We start from the raw sequence: 20,035 nt of genomic DNA on the forward strand, positions 1-20,035 counted from the left end.
AAACAGGCATTTCAGGACGGCCTCGGTTATAGTTCAACAACCCCTCCTCAAGTCAGTAACATACAAAATAGCATAACGCATCTTAGCCCCTCAATATCAGTAGTTTTTTTTTGATAATACCAAAATTTAAATTATCTTTGCACCTCAAAATTTATAAAAATTAAAAGATGAAATCAATTGCTATTAGCGGTTCTGTAAGACAGAACGTAGGGAAAAGAGATGCAAAAGAATTGCGTTACCAAGGTTTAGTACCTGCAGTACTTTACGGAGGCAAAGAACAAACTGCTCTTTCTGTATCCGCAGCTGATTTGAAACCAGTTCTTTACACTGCTGACGTTATTATCGTAGAATTAAACGTTGACGGTCAAACAAAAAGAGCTATCGTTCAAGACGCACAATTCCACCCATTGACAGACCTAGTTACTCACGTTGACTTTTTAGAATTATTTGATGACAAAGAAGTGTCATTGAATATTCCTATCAAATTAACAGGAACATCTCCAGGTGTTAAAATGGGCGGTAAATTAGTTCAAAAATTACGCAATTTACGCGTAAAAGCATTACCTGCTAACTTGCCACAAGAAATTGAAGTACCAATGGAATCTTTAGAAGTTGGTAAATCATACCGTGTAGCTCAAGTTCAATTAGACAACGCAAAAGTATTAAACAATGCTGACGATACAATCGTATCCGTTATCATGTCCCGTGCGTTGCGTCAAGCTGAACAAGAAGCAGCTAAAGCAGCTAAAGGTGGTAAAAAATAATCTGAACAAGGTTATTCATTAAATTAATTTGCTCTTTAATAGCAATGAAGCTATCATGAGCAGCTATTCATCCATTCATTGAGCTTATTTGAGCTCATGATGGTTCTATACTACAGAAAGCACCGAAATTCGGTGCTTTTTTGTTTATTAAATTTTTATTTTTACGTCATGAATTATCTTATCGTTGGATTGGGAAATATCGGTAGTGAATATGCCGATACGCGGCACAATATTGGTTTTATGGTTGCCGACGAGCTCGTTAAACAAGCTGGCGCTAGTTTCTCCCTGTTAAAATTAGCCTATTATAGCGAATTTAAACAAAGAGGGCATAACGTAACCGTCATCAAGCCGACTACGTATATGAACCTCAGTGGTAAAGCAGTCAATTATTATATGCAGCAATGTAAAGTGCCGATTCAGAATGTCTTAGTGATCGTGGACGACTTAGCGATCCCATTTGGTTCTTTACGTATGAAGCCTAAAGGCAGCAGTGCTGGCCACAATGGACTTAAATCCATCGAGCAGCTTTGTGGCGGACAGGTATACCCACGTCTACGCTTCGGTATTGGCGACAACTATCCCAAAGGCAGACAGGTTGACTATGTCCTTGGCCCTTTTGACAAAGATGAACAAGCAGAACTTCCGGCATTGATAGACCATTCCGTTAAGATGATCCAAAGTTTTGTCAATATTGGAATCGAACTGACGATGACCAATCTGAATACAAAATAAAAGGGACTGCAGTCCCTTTTATTTTATTCCATCAAAATATTCTGGTTATTACCTTTTACCCTTCATCGCTTCAGCACGGTTTCGTTCATTAACAAGTTCGGTCTTGATTATTTTCTTTATCTTTCCATCCAGTGGTTCCCCATCTCCCTTCCCGGCATTCAATTCCCCCGCTTTTTTCTTTGTCGTTATGAGAATAACACCATTCGCCCCCGCTGTACCATAAAGAGTCGTTGCACTTTGATTTTTAAGAACTTCGATGGATGCAATATCTTCGGATTTCAGATCATTGCGGTCTTTAGACTGCACCTGACCATCAACAACAAACAATGGTTTTTCTTTTCCCGATAAACCACGGATCCGGATGCCATTGATATTCCCCGGTTCTCCCTCTACCCTCGCGTATGTTGCCGTTTGTGCTACAAATTTCGCAGTTTTCCCTGGGCTATCGTTTTGGGCCGCTTTTCCCTCAAAGGTTATTGTTTTAGGATCATTTCCCTTATCATCCTTTTTATACCCCACTACCGTAATAACCCGCTCATCTGGGTTATTTTCTGATTTGAGTTTGTGAGATGCTTTATCCGGGTTTTCTCTTGCCCATTTTTTTGTGATTACCTCAATGACACCATTTTCCCCCTCTTCACCATATTTTGTCCGAGCAGGGCCATCCTTAATAACGTGAATACTCTCAATATTGTTCGGATCCATATTTTTCATATCCTCCGAACTTATTCGCTTACCATCCACCACATACAGAATATTAGCAGGATACTTGGCCACTGCGGTCTTTGCTTTACCAACGGAGTCCTGTCTGACAAAGAGGCCTGTCACCTTTCCCTGAAGTTTGCCCGTATTATTTCCCATTTTGGTAGTGACCAACACGACACCATTTTTACCCTTATCACCATATACGGCTGTAGCAGATTTATCTTTTAATACTGATATTGATTCAATCTGCTCCGGAGCAATTGCATCTAGTTCCTTTTTATCAATAACTTCCCCATCCAATACAAACAGCGGATTATCAATCGGATCAGAAGCACCTCTGATTTTCAAAGCACCAATCTGACCGCTCAATACAGTAGTCCCATTTGATCGCCGGCTTGTATCTATCTTAACCGTATCTGTACCGAAGGCTTCATTGAGTACTATTCCTGCTTCACCGACCATATTCACGGGGAGTAGTACATCTTGCTGTTGACCCACATCCAATTTTAAAAGGGTAGTTTCATTTGCCTTTTCAACGAGACCATCTATATTCCCTTCCGCTTTGCTTACGGTAAATGCAGCTCCCGTTAGTAAAAATACAGGCAAAAGGAACGCATATTTACTCAGTTCTATCTTGGATGACCTCTTCTTGTTCATCATCATAATTCGACGTTTTAATAGTTTAAAATTAAATTGATTACTCAACCCTATTGAAGCGCCCTTTTTGGACACATTCAATAGGCTATATTGATACGTCTGTTTGTCAATTCCTTTATTGAGCACCCGTTGATCAGTCAGGAACTCTAAATTTTGGCGAATGGCCCTGCGCATGAGCCAGACGAAAGGATTGTACCAACAGCACACCAATATGATTTCAAACAATAAAATATCCAAGCTGTGAAGGCCTTTCACATGAATATCCTCATGCTTAAAAATATCTTTCAGTTCAGCATCCACATGCTGCTCCTTATTCACATAAATTTTATCCAAAAACGAAAATGGCACAATAGGGATAAACACATTCCGAAAAAAATACGTTTTCCATCGATCCGCTGTCGAATGCAGATGAATCCTCAACAAACTCAAGAGTTGAAATAGAAATTTCAGCAATAACACTACTGCCCCTAAAATAAAAACCATCTCCAACAAACCGCCCACTGTTAGCCGCTCCTGTACATCCTGCTCCGCCATATAAAATGAAATCTGTTCACCGACTGCACCCATATCCAATCCTCGCTTTACAAACAGCGATTTTAAATCCAGAAACGGGTATATAAAAGCAAATAGGCCACCTATTAAAAAATAGGCCCTATTCAGTGAATAGAACGTTAGTCCCCTCAACAGTCCGACATAACCCAAGTAGAGTATACTCAACAGCAGATTGACTTGTATGATATAGGTCAGCAGGTTTTCCATCGCATTAAGATTTGTTATTTTTAATCATCTCCATGATCTCCTTTAGCTCGCCCTCGGTAAGCTTCTCCTCCTTTACGAAAAATGAAACCATCTCTTTATAAGAATTTTTGAAATAATCACCTACAAAGGAATTCATAAACTTCGCCTTATAATCCTGCTCACTGACCATAGGTTCGTAACGTTTCGCGTTGGCGTAACGGACAGCTTTCACAAAGTCCTTGCGCTCCAGATTCTTTACCGTTGATGCCAAGGTTGTATAAGGCATTTTTTCACCTTTGATATTATCCAGAATTTCCTTAATAAAACCTCCATTTAGGCTCCAGATAGATTGCATTGCCTGCTCTTCTTGCGCTGTTAATTTTTCCATGTATTAATCTTTCTTTACTAATCTTTCACTAATCTACGAATAATTCGTAAATACCAAGAATTATTTTACAATATATCATGAGATCAGCTTACACATCGTATAAAACCACTATTTTCTGTAACATAACAATATGCAGCATTTTTAGACGCTTTTAAAATCATCTGCTACGAATATGAGTTGACTGGCCGAAAATTTGTTATACCCTATTTTTTATTTTAACTTTCCAGCAAAATATAATTTTCTATCATTGCCCAGATCAAGATATAGGCGGGTTAAAAACATGCGATCTGCGGACGGTATGAACAAAATTAAATAGGAGTAATTCAAAACAAATACAACAACAATAAATGGCTAAAAGCATCAAAGCGATCAAATGTCCTCATTGCGGCAGTATAAAAGTCAGTACAATCCGACCTGATTACTATAAATGTGACAGTTGTGGGACTGAGTTTTTTTTAGATAGTGATGACATCAACATCAATCACAATTACAATTATCCGCGCAACAACCCAGAGCAGTATAAAGCTGTACGGATTGTACTATTTGCTGTTGTGGGCTTTATTGCACTCATGTTCATTATTGGTGTAGTGAGTTCTATATTCTCTAAAAAACCAGAACCGAATTATTCGACTTATCGTTCACCCAACACTGCAGACAAAAAAGAAGAAGCCGAACCGCTGGAGTGGAATTATGCAAGCAATATTTTATTTCTGGACAAAGATAATTCTCCACACGTCGTCGTCGTGGGCAATGTCGGAACTCCCAGGAAGCGATTTGACGAAGGAAAAGACAATAAAGTGTATATCGGATTATTTGACCCCAAAACTGGCAAAAAGGAATGGGTAAAGCAGCTGATGGAAACTCCCGTCGAGTTATCAAGTAGTGATGTTGAATTACAGGTATTTGAAGACCAAAACCTTTACATCATTATCAAATCCAAGTATATCTATCAATTGGACAGAAATAGCCTAACCTACAAAAGTGTCCTTGAAAATTATGTTAAAGATGCACCGTCACTCAGCACCGGTATTGCTAAAGTGGAATTCAAATACGAAGATTATGGCTCTGCCTATCAAATTATCAACAATGAAGGACAAAACTTAGCTTATTATCCGCTAATTAACAAATCAATTCCTGACAAACAGCTCTATGATGAACGGAGAAAAAAACTCCCTAATCCAACGACAAAAACGGAATTCACTTTTTCAAGTAAATCCAGTTATTACCCTGAGGAGAAAATTCAGTTGATCCAATACACTTATTACTATCAATATGGCTACCCCAAAGATAGCCCGCGCTTTTCCTGGGATAAAGATTATGGCAGATCAGGTATTTTTACCGACCGCGATCCCTACAAAAAGGTGCTGATCAATCCATGGCAAATTAAGGGAGCCCGTCTGATTAGTTTTAAAGACTTTACTCCAGGTAGGCTCTATTTTCAGCCTATCGTGGTTGCTCAGCATGACAAAACGCTTCTGATTGCATACAAACCAACACCAGCGGAAGATGATCCGCTACAGATCCAGCTATTGGATATATCGAACGGTACGATACAGAAAACAATCACCACAGACCTTAAATCCATTTACGGGAATGGCTGTCTACTCAAAGATGGTTTTATTGTCAAAGGATCAAGCGACTATTACTATTTTGATAATAGCGGAAAACAAATCAACAAGTTCGAGGGATATAACCCCAAATTCGATACATTAAATTAAACATTATGGGACTATTCAATCTTTTTAACAACCAATTATCCGAGGTCATTGAGTGGAAAAATCAAGACCCTCGTGTATTATGGTATAAATTTCCTTCCGAAAGGAATGAAATTAAGAATTCCAGCAAACTTATCCTCGCTCCTGGGCAGGGCTGTATCCTTGTCTATGAAGGAAAAGGTGAAAGCCTGCTCACAGAGCCAGGTACCTATAATTTAAAAACGGATAATCATCCTTTCTTTACAACCCTGGCAAGGTTGAGACAAAATTTTGAGTCTGAACACAAGCTGTATATTTACTTCTTTCGTACTGCAGCTATTGTCAATCAGTCCTGGGGGACAGGAAATCCAATAAAATACATTGACCCACAATATAATCTCCCGGTTGAAATAGGCTTGAATGGTACTTTCTCTTACATCATTAAAGAACCAGTACATTTCTATAAAAACATCGTTGCCAATCAAAACACAGTCAGCACAGCGGCGATTCAGGATGTTATCAACAATCGGATTCCGCAACAGATTGTCGCGCAGATTGCCCAGAAGAAATTGGGTTATAATGAAATCGATAGCCAACTAGCTGTTTTGTCTATTGACATAAAAGCGGCTGTCGAACAGGATTTTAAAGATCTCGGTTTAGAAATTACAGATTTTAAGATCTTAGGAACCCAGTTTGATGCGAACACACAACGTAGAATTGGTGAAATTGCGGATTTGACAACACAAAATCAAGCTGCGCAACAAGCCGGCCTTAGCTATGTGGAGTTGGAAAAATTACGTGCCCTCCGGGATGCCGCAAAAAATGAAGGTGGACTGGCAGGAATTGGCGCACAACTCGGTGTCGGCATGGAACTGGGCAAGCAGTTTGATCTTCAGAAAGAAGAAATCAAAGACCATATCCAACAGGAAGGTGATTTTGTTGAAAAATTGCAAAAATTACAATTGCTATTACGCGAGAACATCATTACGCAAGATGAATTCGACACACTCAAAAAACAAATTCTCAATAAAATATAAGCCATTATGAAATACATCTTTGGTATATTATTCACGCTGGTTATCCTATTTGTCGCCACCTATTTTCTATTGGGACTCTGGGGTATCCATTTTTTAGATGCTGAAAATTTCAGCAAAATCTTATGGACAACAGGTATTCTTACCTTAACTTCCATTGTTTTGGTATGTTTCGTGATCTTACCTTTTTTTGGTTCGGGCAAAAACGGGAAATATGAAGACAAAGGAAAAGTCGCCCAACGAAAAATTGATTAATATTCTGGGCATAATAAGATAGTGTTAAATTTGAATAAATTATTTGCTTATTTAAGTAAATTGTTATTCAATATTATCCAAAATGACGCAATGATGTCATTTAAATTCTAAAAGAACTTTCAGTTTTAAATATCAAATAGTTAAATTTGTGAGATTAGCATACAAAATCAGATATAAGATAATATATAAACATGTCAGATAAAGCATCTATAAATTTAGACGGCACTTCTTATGACCTTCCGGTCATTGTCGGTACTGAAAATGAAAAAGCAGTTGATATTTCCAAATTAAGAGATCTAAGTGGATTTATTACGTTAGACCCAGGGTACAAAAACACGGGTGCAACAAAAAGTGCGATTACTTTCCTTGACGGTGAAAAAGGCATATTGAGATATAGAGGATATCCAATTGAGCAATTGGCAGAGAAATCGACTTTCCTAGAGGTTGCTTATTTACTAATCTATGGAGAGCTTCCTAAAAAAGAGGTATTGGAAAAATTCAGAGCTGACATTAAAAAGCAAATGATGATTCACGAAGACATGAAAAATTTCTTCGCTGGATTTCCATCCAAATCCCACCCAATGGGCCAACTTTCTTGTTTAGTAGGCGCCTTATCTGCATTTTACCCTGAATCTTTAAATCCAAACTTAACAGACGAAGAAGAAGATCAAACGATCATCAATCTTTTGGCTAAAATGCCAACAATCGTTTCTTGGATCCAAAAGAAATCATTAGGTCATCCGGTCGTTTATCCTAAAAATAACTTAGGCTATATTGACAACTTCTTGAATATGTTATTCGGCGAGGTGAACGACGAAAAAACATTCGATCCTGTTGTGATTGATGCCATGCACAAATTGCTTATTTTGCATGCTGATCACGAGCAAAACTGTTCGACATCAACAGTTCGTATCGTAGGCTCATCCAATGCCAACCTTTATGCATCTGTTGCCTCAGGTATCAATGCTTTGTGGGGTCCGTTGCATGGCGGTGCCAACCAAGCTGTAATTGAAATGCTTGAAGCGATCAAAAATGATGGCGGTGATGCAGAAAAATACCTAGCAAAAGCCAAAGATAAAAATGATCCGTTCCGTTTAATGGGATTCGGTCACCGTGTATACAAAAACTTTGACCCTCGTGCTAAGATTATCAAAAAAGCATGTGATGATATTTTAGAAAAATTGGGCGTTCAAGATCCCGTATTGGATATTGCCAAAAAACTAGAAGAGGCAGCATTGAATGATCAATACTTCATCGATAGAAAACTTTATCCAAATGTCGATTTCTACTCAGGTATTATTTATCGTGCATTAGGTTTCAAAGCAGATATGTTTACCGTTTTATTTGCGTTGGGCCGTCTTCCAGGATGGATCGCACAGTGGAAAGAAATGCGTGAAAACAAAGAGCCTATTGGCCGTCCAAGACAAGTGTATGTGGGGCATACCGAACGTGATTACGTTGAGTTCTCAAATCGTTAATTCGATTTACATCCATAAAAAAGCATCCTTCGGGATGCTTTTTTTTATGGATATTATGTAGAGTTTCCTTTTAAGAGCACCACGTCTCTTAAATACATTATGAAGACAAAAATCCACACTCTGTATGACAAATCGCGGGCATATATAACCAAAAGTTCAATGCTAACTGCTCAAATCCAAACACTAATATCTAGCTAAAAGCTTCATTATGTCACAATAATCTACTTGTTAAGTATATTTTAATTTTTCCCTATCGAAATTCCTTGTTTTTCGTTAAGTTTGCGTATTCATTGGACGCTTATTAAAAATCATTATAAATAAGACTTGCTGGAGACAATACTACATATCTTGGTTCCGATTGCTATTTTCACCTTTATAGCAGCATTTACCTTATTTGCAGTATATGCTGAGCGTAAGATTGCGGGATTTGTCCAAGATCGTCTCGGACCAATGGAAACCGGAAAATATGGTAGCCTTCAGACCATAGCCGATATTCTCAAATTACTTCAAAAGGAATTAATAACACCGACATTAGCCGACAAAATTCTCTTTAGGATTGCACCTATTATTATTTTTGTAGCAGTTTTCACAGGTTTTGCGGTCATTCCCTGGGCCAAAGATTTTATTCCGGCGAATACACATACCGGATTATTCTTTATTATGGCCATCATCTCTATTGACGCTTTAGGGATTTTGATGGCTGGTTGGGGATCGAACAATAAATATTCCCTACTGGGCTCCATGCGTGCAATAGCCCAAATGGTTTCCTATGAAATACCTGTTGGGCTCTCCCTAATTACAGTGGTCATGTTAACACAGACCCTAAACCTCAACGAAATCGCAATCGGTCAGGGTATTCTGACCAACGGAAGTATCAAATTTTTAGGTTTTTGGGAAGTGAATGAGATTGGCGGCATTTTCGCCTGGAATATTTTCCAAGCGCCCCATTTAATTGTCACTTATCTCATATTCTTTATCGCGACACTGGCAGAATGTAACCGGGCACCATTCGATATTCCTGAAGCGGAATCTGAATTGGTTGGTGGTTTCCATACGGAATATGGCGGCATCGAGTTTGCCTTTATCTTTTTGGCCGAATACGCTATGATGTTTTTGGTAGCGATGTTAGGCGTAGTCCTATTTCTAGGTGGCTGGAATACACCACTCCCTAATATCGGTGCAATACGATTGGCCGACTGGACAACGGGGCTGGCCTGGGGAATCTTTTGGACCCTGGCCAAATCATTATTTATCGTAGGGGTACAAATGTGGATTCGGTGGACCTTACCCCGCTTGCGTGCAGATCAATTAATGAGCTTATGTTGGAAGGTGCTGACACCGTTAGCTTTTATTTGCATGGCTATTTCCGCCATTTGGAGAATTTTAATTATAGCATAAGATATGATATTTAAAACGGCTTCCCACGCATTTCGTACAGCAATCAAAGGTTTAACTTTGACTGTGAAGCACTTGTTTGGCGCTCGACGCTCGCGTCAGGAATTAAATATCAAAAACGATCATTATTTTGACCATCAGGAGGGCATTGTCACCGTACAATACCCCGCTGAAAAAATGCCTATCCCCGAAATTGCCCGATATCAATTGCAAGTAGATATTGACGATTGTATCGTATGCGATCTCTGTGCAAAGGCATGTCCGGTAGATTGCATTGAAATTGAAGCAATCAAATCTCCAGAAGCNNGACTTCGGACGGTAGCGTCAAACGGCTATATCCGGCCAAATTCAATATTGATATGGCCAAATGTATGTATTGTGGCCTATGCACTGTTGTCTGCCCTACCGAATGTATTGTCATGACCAATGAATATGACCGCAGCTCGCAAAAATTGACCGATCTGATCTACGGCTTTTCAGATATGACCGATGAACAGGTTGCCCAACGCAAAGCTGAATGGACGCAGTTTCAAGCTGAAAAGGAGGCAGCAAAGCAAAAATAAGCATATGGAAATTATTTTATTTTATGCCTTTGCTGTACTGGCAATCGGATCCGCGCTGCTCCTGGTCAATCTTAAAAATATAGCCCGTGCACTTTTTTTATTTTTTATCGTGCTCTTCGCCATGGCGGGTCTCTACCTCTTTGCCTTAGCAGATTTTGTAGCCATCACACAGATCATGGTCTATGTGGGCGGCGTATTAATTCTGATGTTATTTGCCTTTATGCTCTCCAACAAAGAACTATTGAAAGATCTTCAGGACAGTAGTGGTTCATTTCTAAGCATGCCTAAGTGGCAAGCAATTGTATTGACCTTGGGTTTTCTAACCCTCATGATACTTGGCATAAACGAATGGCAGCAGTCTATCCCAACATGGATTCTACAGGCCCGGCAAAATAACACCGAAATTATTCCAACAGATAATAATATTCAACAAATCGGATTACGATTTATGACTTTTTATGTGTTGCCTTTTGAAGTCATATCGGTCTTTTTGATGATGGCACTTATTGGAGCCTCACATTTATCGCGAAAGGAGCGCAACAGATGATTACACTAACACATTTTTTGGTTGTCAGTGCCTGCATATTCTGTATTGGTCTTTATACCGTACTTTCCAAGAAAAATGCCATTATGATTTTAGTGGGTATTGAGCTTATGATCAATGCCTCGATCTTAAACTTTGTGGCTTTTGGTAAATACGATAAAGTCAGTTATGGTGGGCAGATTTTTGCCTTATTTGCCATTGTTCTTGCTGCTGCGGCTGTTGCTGTTGGATTAGCACTGGTTTTAAATGTATACAGACATTATAAAACCATCAATCCCGATGAAATCAATGAATTAAAAGATAAGTAAGAATTGAACCAACTTGCTCACATATCACCCATATATACAGCGCTGCTTACAGTAGCCGCACCATTTGTCGCTTTTTTATATCAAGCGTTGGTAGGTAAGCGCGATCAGTCCGGAATTATTTCCCTGCTTGGAATTGTATGTAGTTTTATCTTTGCTGCACTTACTTGGCTGGCCATTTGGAATCATCCAGTCGTATCTGCCCAACTCACTTGGTTCATCATCGGAGCGTCTACCTTTAAAGTTGGCATCCTATTGAATAACCTGAGTGTACTTATGCTTCTTTTGGTACCAACAGTTGCCCTTCCGGTACATATCTACTCAAGAGCCTATATGAAAGGCGACCCTGGTGTTCATCGCTATTGGATGTATCTTAGCCTCTTCTGTTTTGCCATGCTGGGATTGGTCATTATGGACAGCCTGTTGCTCATGTATATCTTTTGGGAACTGGTCGGTTTTGCCTCCTATCTCCTTATCGGCTTTTGGTTCACACGCGAAACAGCTGTACAGGCCAATAAAAAAGCATTTTTAGTAAACCGCATCGGAGACCTCGGTTTTCTGATTGGTTTAGCCATTATATTTACGCAGTTCAAGACCCTCAATCTGGTCGATCTTTTTGGAGAAGCGGGATTGATCTATCAATCTGCTATTACCAATGGACAGTGGGTCTCTCCGGTCAACAGCATGGATCAGATTTGGCTTACGATAGCAGGACTAGCGTTTTTCATTGCGGCGATGGCCAAATCAGCTCAATTCCCGTTACATGTATGGCTACCAGATGCCATGGAAGGACCAACATCGGTGTCATCGTTGATCCACGCCGCTACTATGGTCGCAGCAGGCGTATTTTTGCTGGCCACCGTATTTCCCTTATTCAATGAAAGCGCATTGTTATTTATCGCGATCATAGGTACAATCACCGCGGCATCCGCAGCGTATTTTGCGCTAGGTCAATACGATATTAAGCGTATCCTAGCCTTTTCAACCATCTCACAACTGGGTTTTATGATGGTTGGAATTGGTATCGGGACTTGGGACGCAGCACTCTTTCATTTAGTCACGCACGCATTCTTTAAATGTCTATTGTTTCTCTCTGCAGGGGCGATCATCCATGAGATGGCACATTTTAAAGTACATAGCCAGCTTGATTTTGATACACAGGACCTTCGGAATATGGGTGGCCTCAGAAAGTATATGCCCAAAACATTTATGCTGATGAGCATTGCCTCACTAGCGCTCGCTGGTTTCCCGTTGACATCAGGTTATCTTTCCAAGGATAGTATTGTCATATCCGCTTATGAATGGGCTTTATCAAAAGGCGATTTTTACCTCCTTATTCCAATCATTCTTGTTATAGTCAGTATACTGACCGCATTTTATATTGGTCGCTTGATCTTTAAGGCTTTTTTCGGTGATTTCCGGATAATGGATCAAGTCAGGGACAAATTGCATGATGCCCCCCTGCACGAGGCATCAAAAACCATGTTGATTCCAATGTTTCTATTGGGGCTCTGCTGCTTATTCCCGGTATTTTCGCTCAATCCAGTTTCCTATCACGATTCCTGGTTGATGGATGGCCTTCTATTGGATGAATACACGTTTGCACCGAGCCACAACGCGCATGTGATTATTCCATTGCTTTTATTGATCGGTTCGGTAGTGAGTTGGATAATTGGCTGGAAATGGTACGTACAACAAAAATATCCGCTTAACGCCAATAGCTTGTCGCTGCGGGCAGCGTTCAACCAGGCTTATATCAATGAACTCTATCAATGGATCTTTGTTGATGGCACACTGAAACTAGCGCAGTTCTGTTATTGGTTTGACCGCTATGTAGTCGATTCACTTGTCGCTTTTATTCAGTTTATCGTCCTATCCCTCTCCCGATTGAGCGTGTGGATAGACAAACATATTGTAGACGGTTTTGTCAATGCAATTGCTTCTGTTGCCTACTGGACTGGCAACCAGGTTCGCCTGGTACAGAATGGCAAATTACAGACTGCCTTGTATTCCGTTTTTCTATTTGTTTTACTTGGTTTAATTTATCTTATATTTTTTTAGGAAATGCCTATTTTATCCTTATTGATATTTTTACCGCTTCTGGCGACGGCGTTTATCCTCGCCCTACCGACACGATACAAATCGAGTTACAAATATATTGCCCTAGCATTTACGGCGGTACAATTTGTACTGGCCGGAATATGCTATGCCCATTTTGATGCCAGCCAACCTGGCGTCCAGGATTTAGGAGGGTATCAATTCGTCGAACAGCTTCCCTGGATTCGCCTTGACTTAGGTTCTATAGGGAAACTGGAGATCGATTATCTGGTTGGGATAGATGGAATTTCCATGCCATTATTACTGCTCAGTGCTTTTGTGATGCTGATGGCGATCGGAGCTTCCTGGAATATACAAAAGAGCCCCAAAGGATATTTCGCCTTACTTATGGTACTCAATATGGCTGTAATGGGCATCTTCTGTGCATTGGATTTCTTTTTATTTTATCTGTTCTATGAGGTCATGCTCCTACCACTATACTTTTTAATCGGTATCTGGGGTGGGGCGCGACGTGAATATGCTGCCATAAAATTCTTTCTCTATACACTTTTTGGATCGGTGTTTATGCTGTTGATCATCGTAGGTTTATATTTTTCGGTTATCAATCCGCTAACCGGGGCGCATACCTTCAATATGATCTACATGATGAATCCGCAAAATTATTTAGGAGATTCAATCTTCGGGTGGGACGGCTATCAGGAAATATTGGGTATATCGGCCAGATTGGTTGGTTTTGTCGTACTCTTTTTCGCTTTTGCAATCAAAGTACCTATCGTACCACTGCACACCTGGTTGCCAGATGCACACGTTGAGGCGCCGACCCCGGTATCCATTATTTTAGCGGGAATCCTGTTAAAAATCGGTGGTTACGGGATTATCCGTATATGTTATAGCATTTTTCCCGACATGGCCGCACTGTCCAATTGGTGGCTTGGACTGATCGGCGTCATCTCCATTATCTATGGCGCATTAAATGCCTTAGCACAAAAAGATTTAAAACGGATGATTGCCTATTCATCGGTATCCCACATGGGCTTTGTATTGCTCGGCATTGCCTCATTGACAGCCGAAGGAATTTCAGGCGCCATGTTCCAAATGATCTCCCATGGTTTTCTATCGGCGGCACTTTTTTTCCTTGTCGGTGTAGTTTATGACCGTGTGCACGATCGAAATATCTATAGCTTCAGAGGTCTGGCCCAGCTAATGCCGAAGTATACAGGCTATGTTGCTGTTGCATTCTTCGCTTCATTGGGTCTTCCCGGGTTCTCAGCGTTTATTGGCGAAGCATTTGTTATCATCGGTTCGTTCAATGCAGCCAGTGTAGGTACCGGCCTTCCCCGCTGGATGGCCTTAGCCGGCTCAATTGGTATCCTCTTGAGTGCAGCCTATCTTTTATGGACACTTCAACGGATGTTTTTTGGTCAGATCAGATTAAAAGGCGGCGAATCTTGGGCGAAAGAATTGACCGATGTCAACAGCAGTGAACAGCTGATTCTTTTCCCTACTTTGGCGCTCGCACTTTTACTAGGTGTTATGCCATCCTTGATATTCAACAACCTCAATGCAAGTGTATTGAATCTTGTCAGCTTTATCCAACAATTTATCTAATTCAGCATGCTCGCATTCAGTCCATATATCAGTTCACTTATAGATCAAATTATTGGTAGCATTCCCTATTTCAAACCGGAACTAACGCTGATCATTACATTTATAGGCGCTATTATCGCTAGCCTTTTCTGTGACAGATATTGGGACAAAACATCGTTTACGATTACAATAGCTGGATTGTTGTTAAGCGGCTGTTACCTATTGGGGCAAGGGTTAAGCCATGTAGAAATGGTGGGATTCTTCGACATGATCCACATTGATACATTCGCCACATCGGCACGGCTGATTATCCTGCTTTCAACCCTGCTCATTACAATTTTTATTCAGCAGCGTCATCAGCATGATCGACCTCTGGGAGATTTGTATGCCGTACTATTGGCCGCAACCTTAGGGTTGAACCTATTGACCATGTCGAGCAACTGGCTGATGATCTTCATTTCCGTCGAAACGGTATCCATCAGTTCTTATATTATGGTCGGTTATTTTTCATCCAATAAAGTACAGTCCGAAGCGGCGATGAAATATGTACTGTTCGGTTCTATCTGTGCAGCCGTCATGCTCTATGGTCTTTCCTTATTATACGGTTTCACGGGAAACCTGAATTTTGATGCGCAGAGCCATATCGCGGGTCTAGTGGAAGCGCCGAAACTCATGATCAGTATTGCCCTCCTATTTTTACTGACTGGCATTGGTTTTAAATTGAGTTTTTTTCCATTTCACGTTTGGAGTCCCGATGTTTATCAGGGAGCACCGACAGTGATCACCACTTACCTGGCGACTGTACCGAAAATTGCCGTTGTGGTACTCCTTTCTAAATTGCTTGCAGCCTGGCTTGCTGTATCTTTTTATTTCAGCGATTTCTTGGCTTACGCGATTATCATCATTGCTATCACAACCATGCTGATCGGTAATCTGGCGGCATTAAGGCAACAGGATGCCAAGCGGATGATGGCCTATTCTTCCATTGGCCACACTGGAATACTCTTGATGGCGGTATTGGTCTATCAAAACAATGAGTCAAACGTTTTGCTGTTCTATTTAGCAATCTATGCATTGATGAATATCGCTGTTTTTATTTTTATTGACAGCCTGGAATCCAATCTGGGAAACACGTCTATCGAATCCTATAGAGGACTGGGCAAGCAATCACCTGTATTGTTCACCGCATTTTCCATAGTCTTAATCGCTTTGATCGGTTTGCCTCCGACGGCTGGATTCGTCGGAAAGCTCCTCATATTTTCAAAGGTATTCGAACAATATCAAAACTTCCAATCTTTTGGGTTACTGGCTTTGTTAATCGTGGGCGCCCTCACCTCAGTGATCTCCCTATTTTATTACTTTAAAATCCCACTGAACGCTTTCTTGAAAGACAGTGTTGGTCAATATACAGGCAAATCCAATCCTTTGCTTCTCGGTATTGGCTTGCTGTGTACCCTTTTGGTCGTCTTGCTTGGACTATTCCCGGACGTATTGCTTTCTGTTTTTTAGAAAAGCCATTAAAATCAGCTCTTCGGTAGCCGGATTTGCCCTAATTTAACCGTGTTTAGGCAGTAACCGAAGTTAAGGGTAGCTCCATCCTATATTTTAATTTCCTCAGATAAAAGCCTTTCTATGACCGAGGAGAGAAGGATAAATTGCGTGGCAATCATGAGCACTAAAAAGAAGCGACAAGAACGAATAATTGTTTTTATATGGAGCGCAATTAAATTGCATATAAAAAGCAATTTATCTAAGTTTGTACCATGATTAGTGCAATAGCAAATCCAATTTTTCAACGTGCTATCCAGGATTACCACGTATACGATCAGATTGATCATCCAATCCAGAATCCGTATGACAAACAATCCCTAGAACACCTCCTGTACTTAAAGTGCTGGATTGACACTGTACAATGGCATATGGAAGATGTTGTACGTAATCCCTCGATAGATCCCAAGGACGCCTTGTATTGGAAACGACGCATTGATGAGTCGAATCAATACCGCACGGATACGGTAGAATATATCGACAGTTACTTTTTGCAAAAATATCAAGGTATCCAAGCATTGCCTTCAGCAAAAATCAATACCGAAAGCCCAGCTTGGGCTATTGATAGATTGTCCATCCTGGCTTTAAAAATTTATCATATGGAGCAGGAAACGCTTCGTTCAGATGCCACAGAAGCACATATCACTGCTTGTCAGGGCAAATTGAACATCTTGCTCGAGCAACGTACAGATCTTTCACAAAGTATCGACGAATTATTGACTGCTATAGAATCGGGTGAAAAATACATGAAGGTCTATAAACAGATGAAAATGTATAACGATCCCGAACTGAACCCTGTACTTTATACATCCGGAAAATAAGAACATGCCACTGCCGCAGCGAATCATAGTAACCCGGTTTTCGGCCATGGGCGATGTCGCCATGGTAGCTTCTGTATTAAAAGAATTTTGTCAGCGGTATCCGGCTGTAGAGATTATCATGGTAAGCCGTCAGTTTTTTGCCCCATTTTTTGAAAGCATAAAGAATGTCAAGTTCCACCCCTTTGAACCGAAGACAGTTCATAAAGGCTTTTGGGGCTTAGTAAGGCTAAAAAAAGAACTGGCACAGTATGGTGCTGATGCTGTAGCAGATCTGCACTTCAATTTACGCTCGCGCGTGCTTGATGTCTTATTTTCACTTACAGGCATGAATGTCAAACAACTGGACAAAGGCCGTGCTGAAAAAAAAGCCCTGACACGTAAGGAACATAAGATTAAGCGACAGCTGAGACTGACTGTTGAGCGCTATGCGGATGTATTCCGTACACTAGGGTTTAGCATTGAGCTGAGTCATCAGTTGACGCCTAATCTGCAGGATGTCCCAAAAGGAGCATTTAGCCTATTTGGTAATTTTGAACGCAGGAAAATCGGCATCTCCCCTTTTGCGCAACACCGTTATAAGATCTTTTCACAGCATAAGATGGCACAGGTTATAGACCATCTTACCCATAATGGCTATGATGTATTGCTCTTTGGAGGCGGCGAAGAAGAATTTCAAATCGCGCAGAACTGGACTGAACGTTTTCCAAACACCTACAATACCATCGGGAAATTTACGTTGAGAGAAGAACTGGATATCATATCCAACCTAGATCTCATGATCAGCATGGATTCGTCCGGACTGCACATGGCCTCATTGATGGGTATAAGATGCTTATCACTCTGGGGAGCAACACACCCCTACGCGGGATTTACGGGCTATGGGCAGCAAGCAGCGGACTGTATCCAAGTAGAGCATCCCAACCGTCCTAGTTCAGTATATGGCAACATACCCTGCGATTGTGACGGTATAGAAGCAATTGATTTAATTACACCGGAAATGGTGATCGAAAAGATAACAGCGATAAGATGAGGATAGGATTCGATGCAAAGCGTTTTTTTAACAACACATCAGGCTTGGGCAATTACAGCCGGGATCTGATACGTATTTTGTCGAAGTTTGTCCCGCAAAATGACTATTTGCTCTATACCGCAAAAACATCTATTGAACGCTATTTTAATCTCGTCAATCCTGAGCAAATTAGGACACCACAGGGATATATCAGCCAAAATTTTCCAAACCTCTGGCGAACAAAAAAAATAGTAGCGGATTTAAAAAAAGATCATATTGCTATTTTTCACGGTCTTTCCGGAGAAATTCCGGTCGATTTGGCATCAGCTGGAATTAAATCGATAGTAAGTATGCACGATTTAATTTTCATGCGTTACCCTTCGCTATACCATCCGATTGACCGATGGATCTATAAAAAGAAATTTGCCCATGCCTGCCATCAGGCAGAGAAAATTATCGCGATCAGTAAACAGACTAAAAATGATATTATTGAATTTTTCGATATCCCACCTGAAAAAATAGCTATCATCTATCAAGGCTGTCACGAGGCGTTTAAAATAGAAAAGACGGCCATTGAAAAGGAGGCCTTGAAAAGGCGCTTAGGCTTACCCGATGAGTTCCTGTTGAATGTAGGAACGATAGAAGAGCGGAAAAATGCACTTTCCATTGTCAAGGCAATAGAAAATATTGACATACCTTTAGTCATAGTGGGAAAAAGCACCAAATACCAACTTCAGCTTAAAGAGTTTATCAGCAAGCATCAAATGGAGCATAGGGTCTATTTTCTTAGCGGCTTGGATATGCAAGAGCTTTCTATTCTATATTCCTCAGCGCTCGCATTCATCTACCCTTCTATTTATGAAGGATTTGGGATTCCCATCATTGAGGCCCTGTATTCAGGTACGCCTGTCATTACTACGGATTCAGGAGTTTTTCCAGAAGCAGGAGGTCCATTTTCGCAATATGTATCACCACATGACATTGAAAATATCGGACATACAGTCAAAACGGTTATTGAGGATTCTATGCTCCGCCATGACATGCGTATCAAAGGTCTGGATTATGTCCAAAAGTTTAATGATGAGCATTTGGCCAGTCAGTGGGCCGAGCAATACCTTACACTTTAATTTTCAGCCTTTACGACAGGAATGACTTTTTGCAGTTTCTTCCAGTGTTTAGAGCGATCCCCATAGATAAGGATCTTTCCCAATTTATACTTAAACTTCATTATGCCTTTGTAATCATCGGTATAAATACGGTACGAAACCTCCGGATTACGCGCAATAACATTATTGATGGCCAGCGAATAAACAGTCGGACCAGTCATCGAATGTACATCATGCGGAAATCTATTGTTTTCAATATTTTCAACAATGAGTTTGATGGTTTCTTTCAGAAAGGGGTGCCCCTTATCAAAAATAAGCGCCCATTGTGCAAAATATTGTTGCCACTTTTTCTCGCGCGCCACTACAGCGACATCGTCTGTTTGAATTACCTGATCTAATTTACCCGTAATGTCACTATCAAGATCCAAATATATACCGCCTCTAATGTATAGGATCGCGTACCTAAAAAAGTCAGCCTTTGCAGCACCTATTTGAAGCCGTGAATAAGCACGATAAGTGCGTTCGTCAAAAGACTCCTTCACAAACGCATCCACTTGAGCATCATCAAAAAACTCTCTACGGTAACCTTTATTTTTTCTTAAAAATCGCCAGATATAAAATTTGGTCAATAAAGGAATTTTATTTGTTTTGAAA

19 protein-coding genes and 1 pseudogene are annotated in these 20,035 nt (G+C 40.5%); 17 read left to right on the forward strand and 3 right to left on the reverse strand.

What is annotated here, in order from left to right; translation table 11 throughout:
* Nucleotides 1-167: 167 nt before the first annotated feature.
* Both B4A24_RS00160 and pth read left to right on the forward strand, forming a co-directional pair.
* On the forward strand, nucleotides 168-764 hold the full coding sequence (locus B4A24_RS00160; protein ID WP_121120480.1) for a 50S ribosomal protein L25: 597 nt from the start codon (nucleotides 168-170) through the stop codon (nucleotides 762-764).
* Between the two features lie 168 nt (nucleotides 765-932).
* Nucleotides 933-1,496, forward strand: a complete 564-nt coding sequence (pth, locus tag B4A24_RS00165) for an aminoacyl-tRNA hydrolase (RefSeq protein ID WP_104383967.1) — start codon at nucleotides 933-935, stop codon at nucleotides 1,494-1,496.
* A 48-nt stretch (nucleotides 1,497-1,544) separates the two neighbouring features.
* On the opposite strand, the gene B4A24_RS00170 is transcribed toward pth, so the two are convergent.
* Together B4A24_RS00170 and B4A24_RS00175 are read right to left on the reverse strand one after the other, a co-directional pair.
* A complete protein-coding gene (locus B4A24_RS00170; RefSeq protein ID WP_293941064.1) occupies nucleotides 1,545-3,617 on the reverse strand; it encodes a M56 family metallopeptidase in 2,073 nt (690 codons plus the stop codon).
* 4 nt (nucleotides 3,618-3,621) lie between these two features.
* On the reverse strand, nucleotides 3,622-3,984 hold the full coding sequence (locus B4A24_RS00175; RefSeq protein ID WP_172396411.1) for a BlaI/MecI/CopY family transcriptional regulator: 363 nt from the start codon (nucleotides 3,982-3,984) through the stop codon (nucleotides 3,622-3,624).
* A 347-nt stretch (nucleotides 3,985-4,331) separates the two neighbouring features.
* Here B4A24_RS00175 and B4A24_RS00180 point away from each other — a divergent pair, with 347 nt between their 5' ends.
* From B4A24_RS00180 to B4A24_RS00245, 15 genes and pseudogenes are all read left to right on the forward strand, one after another.
* Nucleotides 4,332-5,702, forward strand: a complete 1,371-nt coding sequence (locus tag B4A24_RS00180; protein ID WP_293941066.1) for a hypothetical protein — start codon at nucleotides 4,332-4,334, stop codon at nucleotides 5,700-5,702.
* Nucleotides 5,703-5,707: 5 nt separating this feature from the next.
* Nucleotides 5,708-6,715 carry an SPFH domain-containing protein gene (locus B4A24_RS00185; protein WP_293941069.1) on the forward strand — a complete coding sequence of 336 codons (1,008 nt, stop codon included), beginning with the start codon at nucleotides 5,708-5,710 and terminating at the stop codon, nucleotides 6,713-6,715.
* A 6-nt stretch (nucleotides 6,716-6,721) separates the two neighbouring features.
* The gene (locus tag B4A24_RS00190; protein ID WP_172396408.1) at nucleotides 6,722-6,967 is read left to right on the forward strand and encodes a hypothetical protein; all 246 of its coding nucleotides are present in this window, start codon (nucleotides 6,722-6,724) and stop codon (nucleotides 6,965-6,967) included.
* A gap of 191 nt (nucleotides 6,968-7,158) precedes the next feature.
* On the forward strand, nucleotides 7,159-8,445 hold the full coding sequence (locus B4A24_RS00195; RefSeq protein WP_075994228.1) for a citrate synthase: 1,287 nt from the start codon (nucleotides 7,159-7,161) through the stop codon (nucleotides 8,443-8,445).
* Between the two features lie 324 nt (nucleotides 8,446-8,769).
* A complete protein-coding gene (nuoH, locus tag B4A24_RS00200) occupies nucleotides 8,770-9,843 on the forward strand; it encodes an NADH-quinone oxidoreductase subunit NuoH (protein ID WP_293941072.1) in 1,074 nt (357 codons plus the stop codon).
* A gap of 174 nt (nucleotides 9,844-10,017) precedes the next feature.
* A pseudogene (locus tag B4A24_RS23960) lies at nucleotides 10,018-10,089 on the forward strand (4Fe-4S ferredoxin); the annotation flags it as partial.
* 170 nt (nucleotides 10,090-10,259) lie between these two features.
* The gene (locus B4A24_RS23775) at nucleotides 10,260-10,403 is read left to right on the forward strand and encodes a hypothetical protein (protein WP_422663673.1); all 144 of its coding nucleotides are present in this window, start codon (nucleotides 10,260-10,262) and stop codon (nucleotides 10,401-10,403) included.
* 4 nt (nucleotides 10,404-10,407) lie between these two features.
* A complete protein-coding gene (locus B4A24_RS00210; RefSeq protein WP_293941075.1) occupies nucleotides 10,408-10,950 on the forward strand; it encodes an NADH-quinone oxidoreductase subunit J in 543 nt (180 codons plus the stop codon).
* Nucleotides 10,947-11,255, forward strand: coding sequence for an NADH-quinone oxidoreductase subunit NuoK (gene nuoK / locus B4A24_RS00215; RefSeq protein ID WP_293941076.1), 309 nt, complete (start codon nucleotides 10,947-10,949; stop codon nucleotides 11,253-11,255). The genes B4A24_RS00210 and nuoK overlap by 4 nt, the downstream gene beginning before the upstream one ends.
* A gap of 3 nt (nucleotides 11,256-11,258) precedes the next feature.
* Nucleotides 11,259-13,313 (forward strand): NADH-quinone oxidoreductase subunit L, encoded by a 2,055-nt coding sequence (locus tag B4A24_RS00220; protein ID WP_293941078.1) that lies wholly within the window; start codon nucleotides 11,259-11,261, stop codon nucleotides 13,311-13,313.
* Nucleotides 13,314-13,316: 3 nt separating this feature from the next.
* Complete coding sequence (locus B4A24_RS00225) at nucleotides 13,317-14,918, forward strand: complex I subunit 4 family protein (protein ID WP_293941081.1); 1,602 nt, start codon at nucleotides 13,317-13,319, stop codon at nucleotides 14,916-14,918.
* 6 nt (nucleotides 14,919-14,924) lie between these two features.
* Nucleotides 14,925-16,406: an NADH-quinone oxidoreductase subunit N gene (locus B4A24_RS00230; protein WP_293941084.1), complete on the forward strand. Its 1,482-nt coding sequence runs from the start codon at nucleotides 14,925-14,927 to the stop codon at nucleotides 16,404-16,406.
* A 254-nt stretch (nucleotides 16,407-16,660) separates the two neighbouring features.
* Entirely contained in the window at nucleotides 16,661-17,266 is a 606-nt protein-coding gene (locus tag B4A24_RS00235; protein ID WP_293941087.1) for a DUF4254 domain-containing protein, read from the forward strand.
* A gap of 4 nt (nucleotides 17,267-17,270) precedes the next feature.
* Nucleotides 17,271-18,296 carry a glycosyltransferase family 9 protein gene (locus tag B4A24_RS00240; RefSeq protein WP_293941090.1) on the forward strand — a complete coding sequence of 342 codons (1,026 nt, stop codon included), beginning with the start codon at nucleotides 17,271-17,273 and terminating at the stop codon, nucleotides 18,294-18,296.
* The gene (locus B4A24_RS00245) at nucleotides 18,293-19,402 is read left to right on the forward strand and encodes a glycosyltransferase family 4 protein (RefSeq protein WP_293941093.1); all 1,110 of its coding nucleotides are present in this window, start codon (nucleotides 18,293-18,295) and stop codon (nucleotides 19,400-19,402) included. The genes B4A24_RS00240 and B4A24_RS00245 overlap by 4 nt, the downstream gene beginning before the upstream one ends.
* Here B4A24_RS00245 and B4A24_RS00250 read toward each other — a convergent pair.
* Entirely contained in the window at nucleotides 19,399-20,010 is a 612-nt protein-coding gene (locus B4A24_RS00250) for a glycosyltransferase family 32 protein (protein ID WP_293941096.1), read from the reverse strand. The genes B4A24_RS00245 and B4A24_RS00250 overlap by 4 nt on opposite strands.
* Between the last annotated feature and the right edge of the window lie 25 nt (nucleotides 20,011-20,035).

The organism is Sphingobacterium sp. UBA7249 (genome assembly GCF_002472835.1).
Taxonomy (GTDB): Bacteria; Bacteroidota; Bacteroidia; order Sphingobacteriales; family Sphingobacteriaceae; genus Sphingobacterium; species Sphingobacterium prati.

Bases quoted from the DNA above. Each gene is read 5' to 3' on its own strand.
- B4A24_RS00160 (WP_121120480.1), top strand. From the start codon at position 168: ATGAAATCAATTGCTATTAGCGGTTCTGTAAGACAGAACGTAGGGAAA.
- pth (WP_104383967.1), top strand. From the start codon at position 933: ATGAATTATCTTATCGTTGGATTGGGAAATATCGGTAGTGAATATGCC.
- B4A24_RS00170 (WP_293941064.1), bottom strand. From the start codon at position 3,617: ATGGAAAACCTGCTGACCTATATCATACAAGTCAATCTGCTGTTGAGT.
- B4A24_RS00175 (WP_172396411.1), bottom strand. From the start codon at position 3,984: ATGGAAAAATTAACAGCGCAAGAAGAGCAGGCAATGCAATCTATCTGG.
- B4A24_RS00180 (WP_293941066.1), top strand. From the start codon at position 4,332: ATGGCTAAAAGCATCAAAGCGATCAAATGTCCTCATTGCGGCAGTATA.
- B4A24_RS00185 (WP_293941069.1), top strand. From the start codon at position 5,708: ATGGGACTATTCAATCTTTTTAACAACCAATTATCCGAGGTCATTGAG.
- B4A24_RS00190 (WP_172396408.1), top strand. From the start codon at position 6,722: ATGAAATACATCTTTGGTATATTATTCACGCTGGTTATCCTATTTGTC.
- B4A24_RS00195 (WP_075994228.1), top strand. From the start codon at position 7,159: ATGTCAGATAAAGCATCTATAAATTTAGACGGCACTTCTTATGACCTT.
- B4A24_RS23775 (WP_422663673.1), top strand. From the start codon at position 10,260: ATGACCAATGAATATGACCGCAGCTCGCAAAAATTGACCGATCTGATC.
- B4A24_RS00210 (WP_293941075.1), top strand. From the start codon at position 10,408: ATGGAAATTATTTTATTTTATGCCTTTGCTGTACTGGCAATCGGATCC.
- nuoK (WP_293941076.1), top strand. From the start codon at position 10,947: ATGATTACACTAACACATTTTTTGGTTGTCAGTGCCTGCATATTCTGT.
- B4A24_RS00225 (WP_293941081.1), top strand. From the start codon at position 13,317: ATGCCTATTTTATCCTTATTGATATTTTTACCGCTTCTGGCGACGGCG.
- B4A24_RS00230 (WP_293941084.1), top strand. From the start codon at position 14,925: ATGCTCGCATTCAGTCCATATATCAGTTCACTTATAGATCAAATTATT.
- B4A24_RS00235 (WP_293941087.1), top strand. From the start codon at position 16,661: ATGATTAGTGCAATAGCAAATCCAATTTTTCAACGTGCTATCCAGGAT.
- B4A24_RS00240 (WP_293941090.1), top strand. From the start codon at position 17,271: ATGCCACTGCCGCAGCGAATCATAGTAACCCGGTTTTCGGCCATGGGC.
- B4A24_RS00245 (WP_293941093.1), top strand. From the start codon at position 18,293: ATGAGGATAGGATTCGATGCAAAGCGTTTTTTTAACAACACATCAGGC.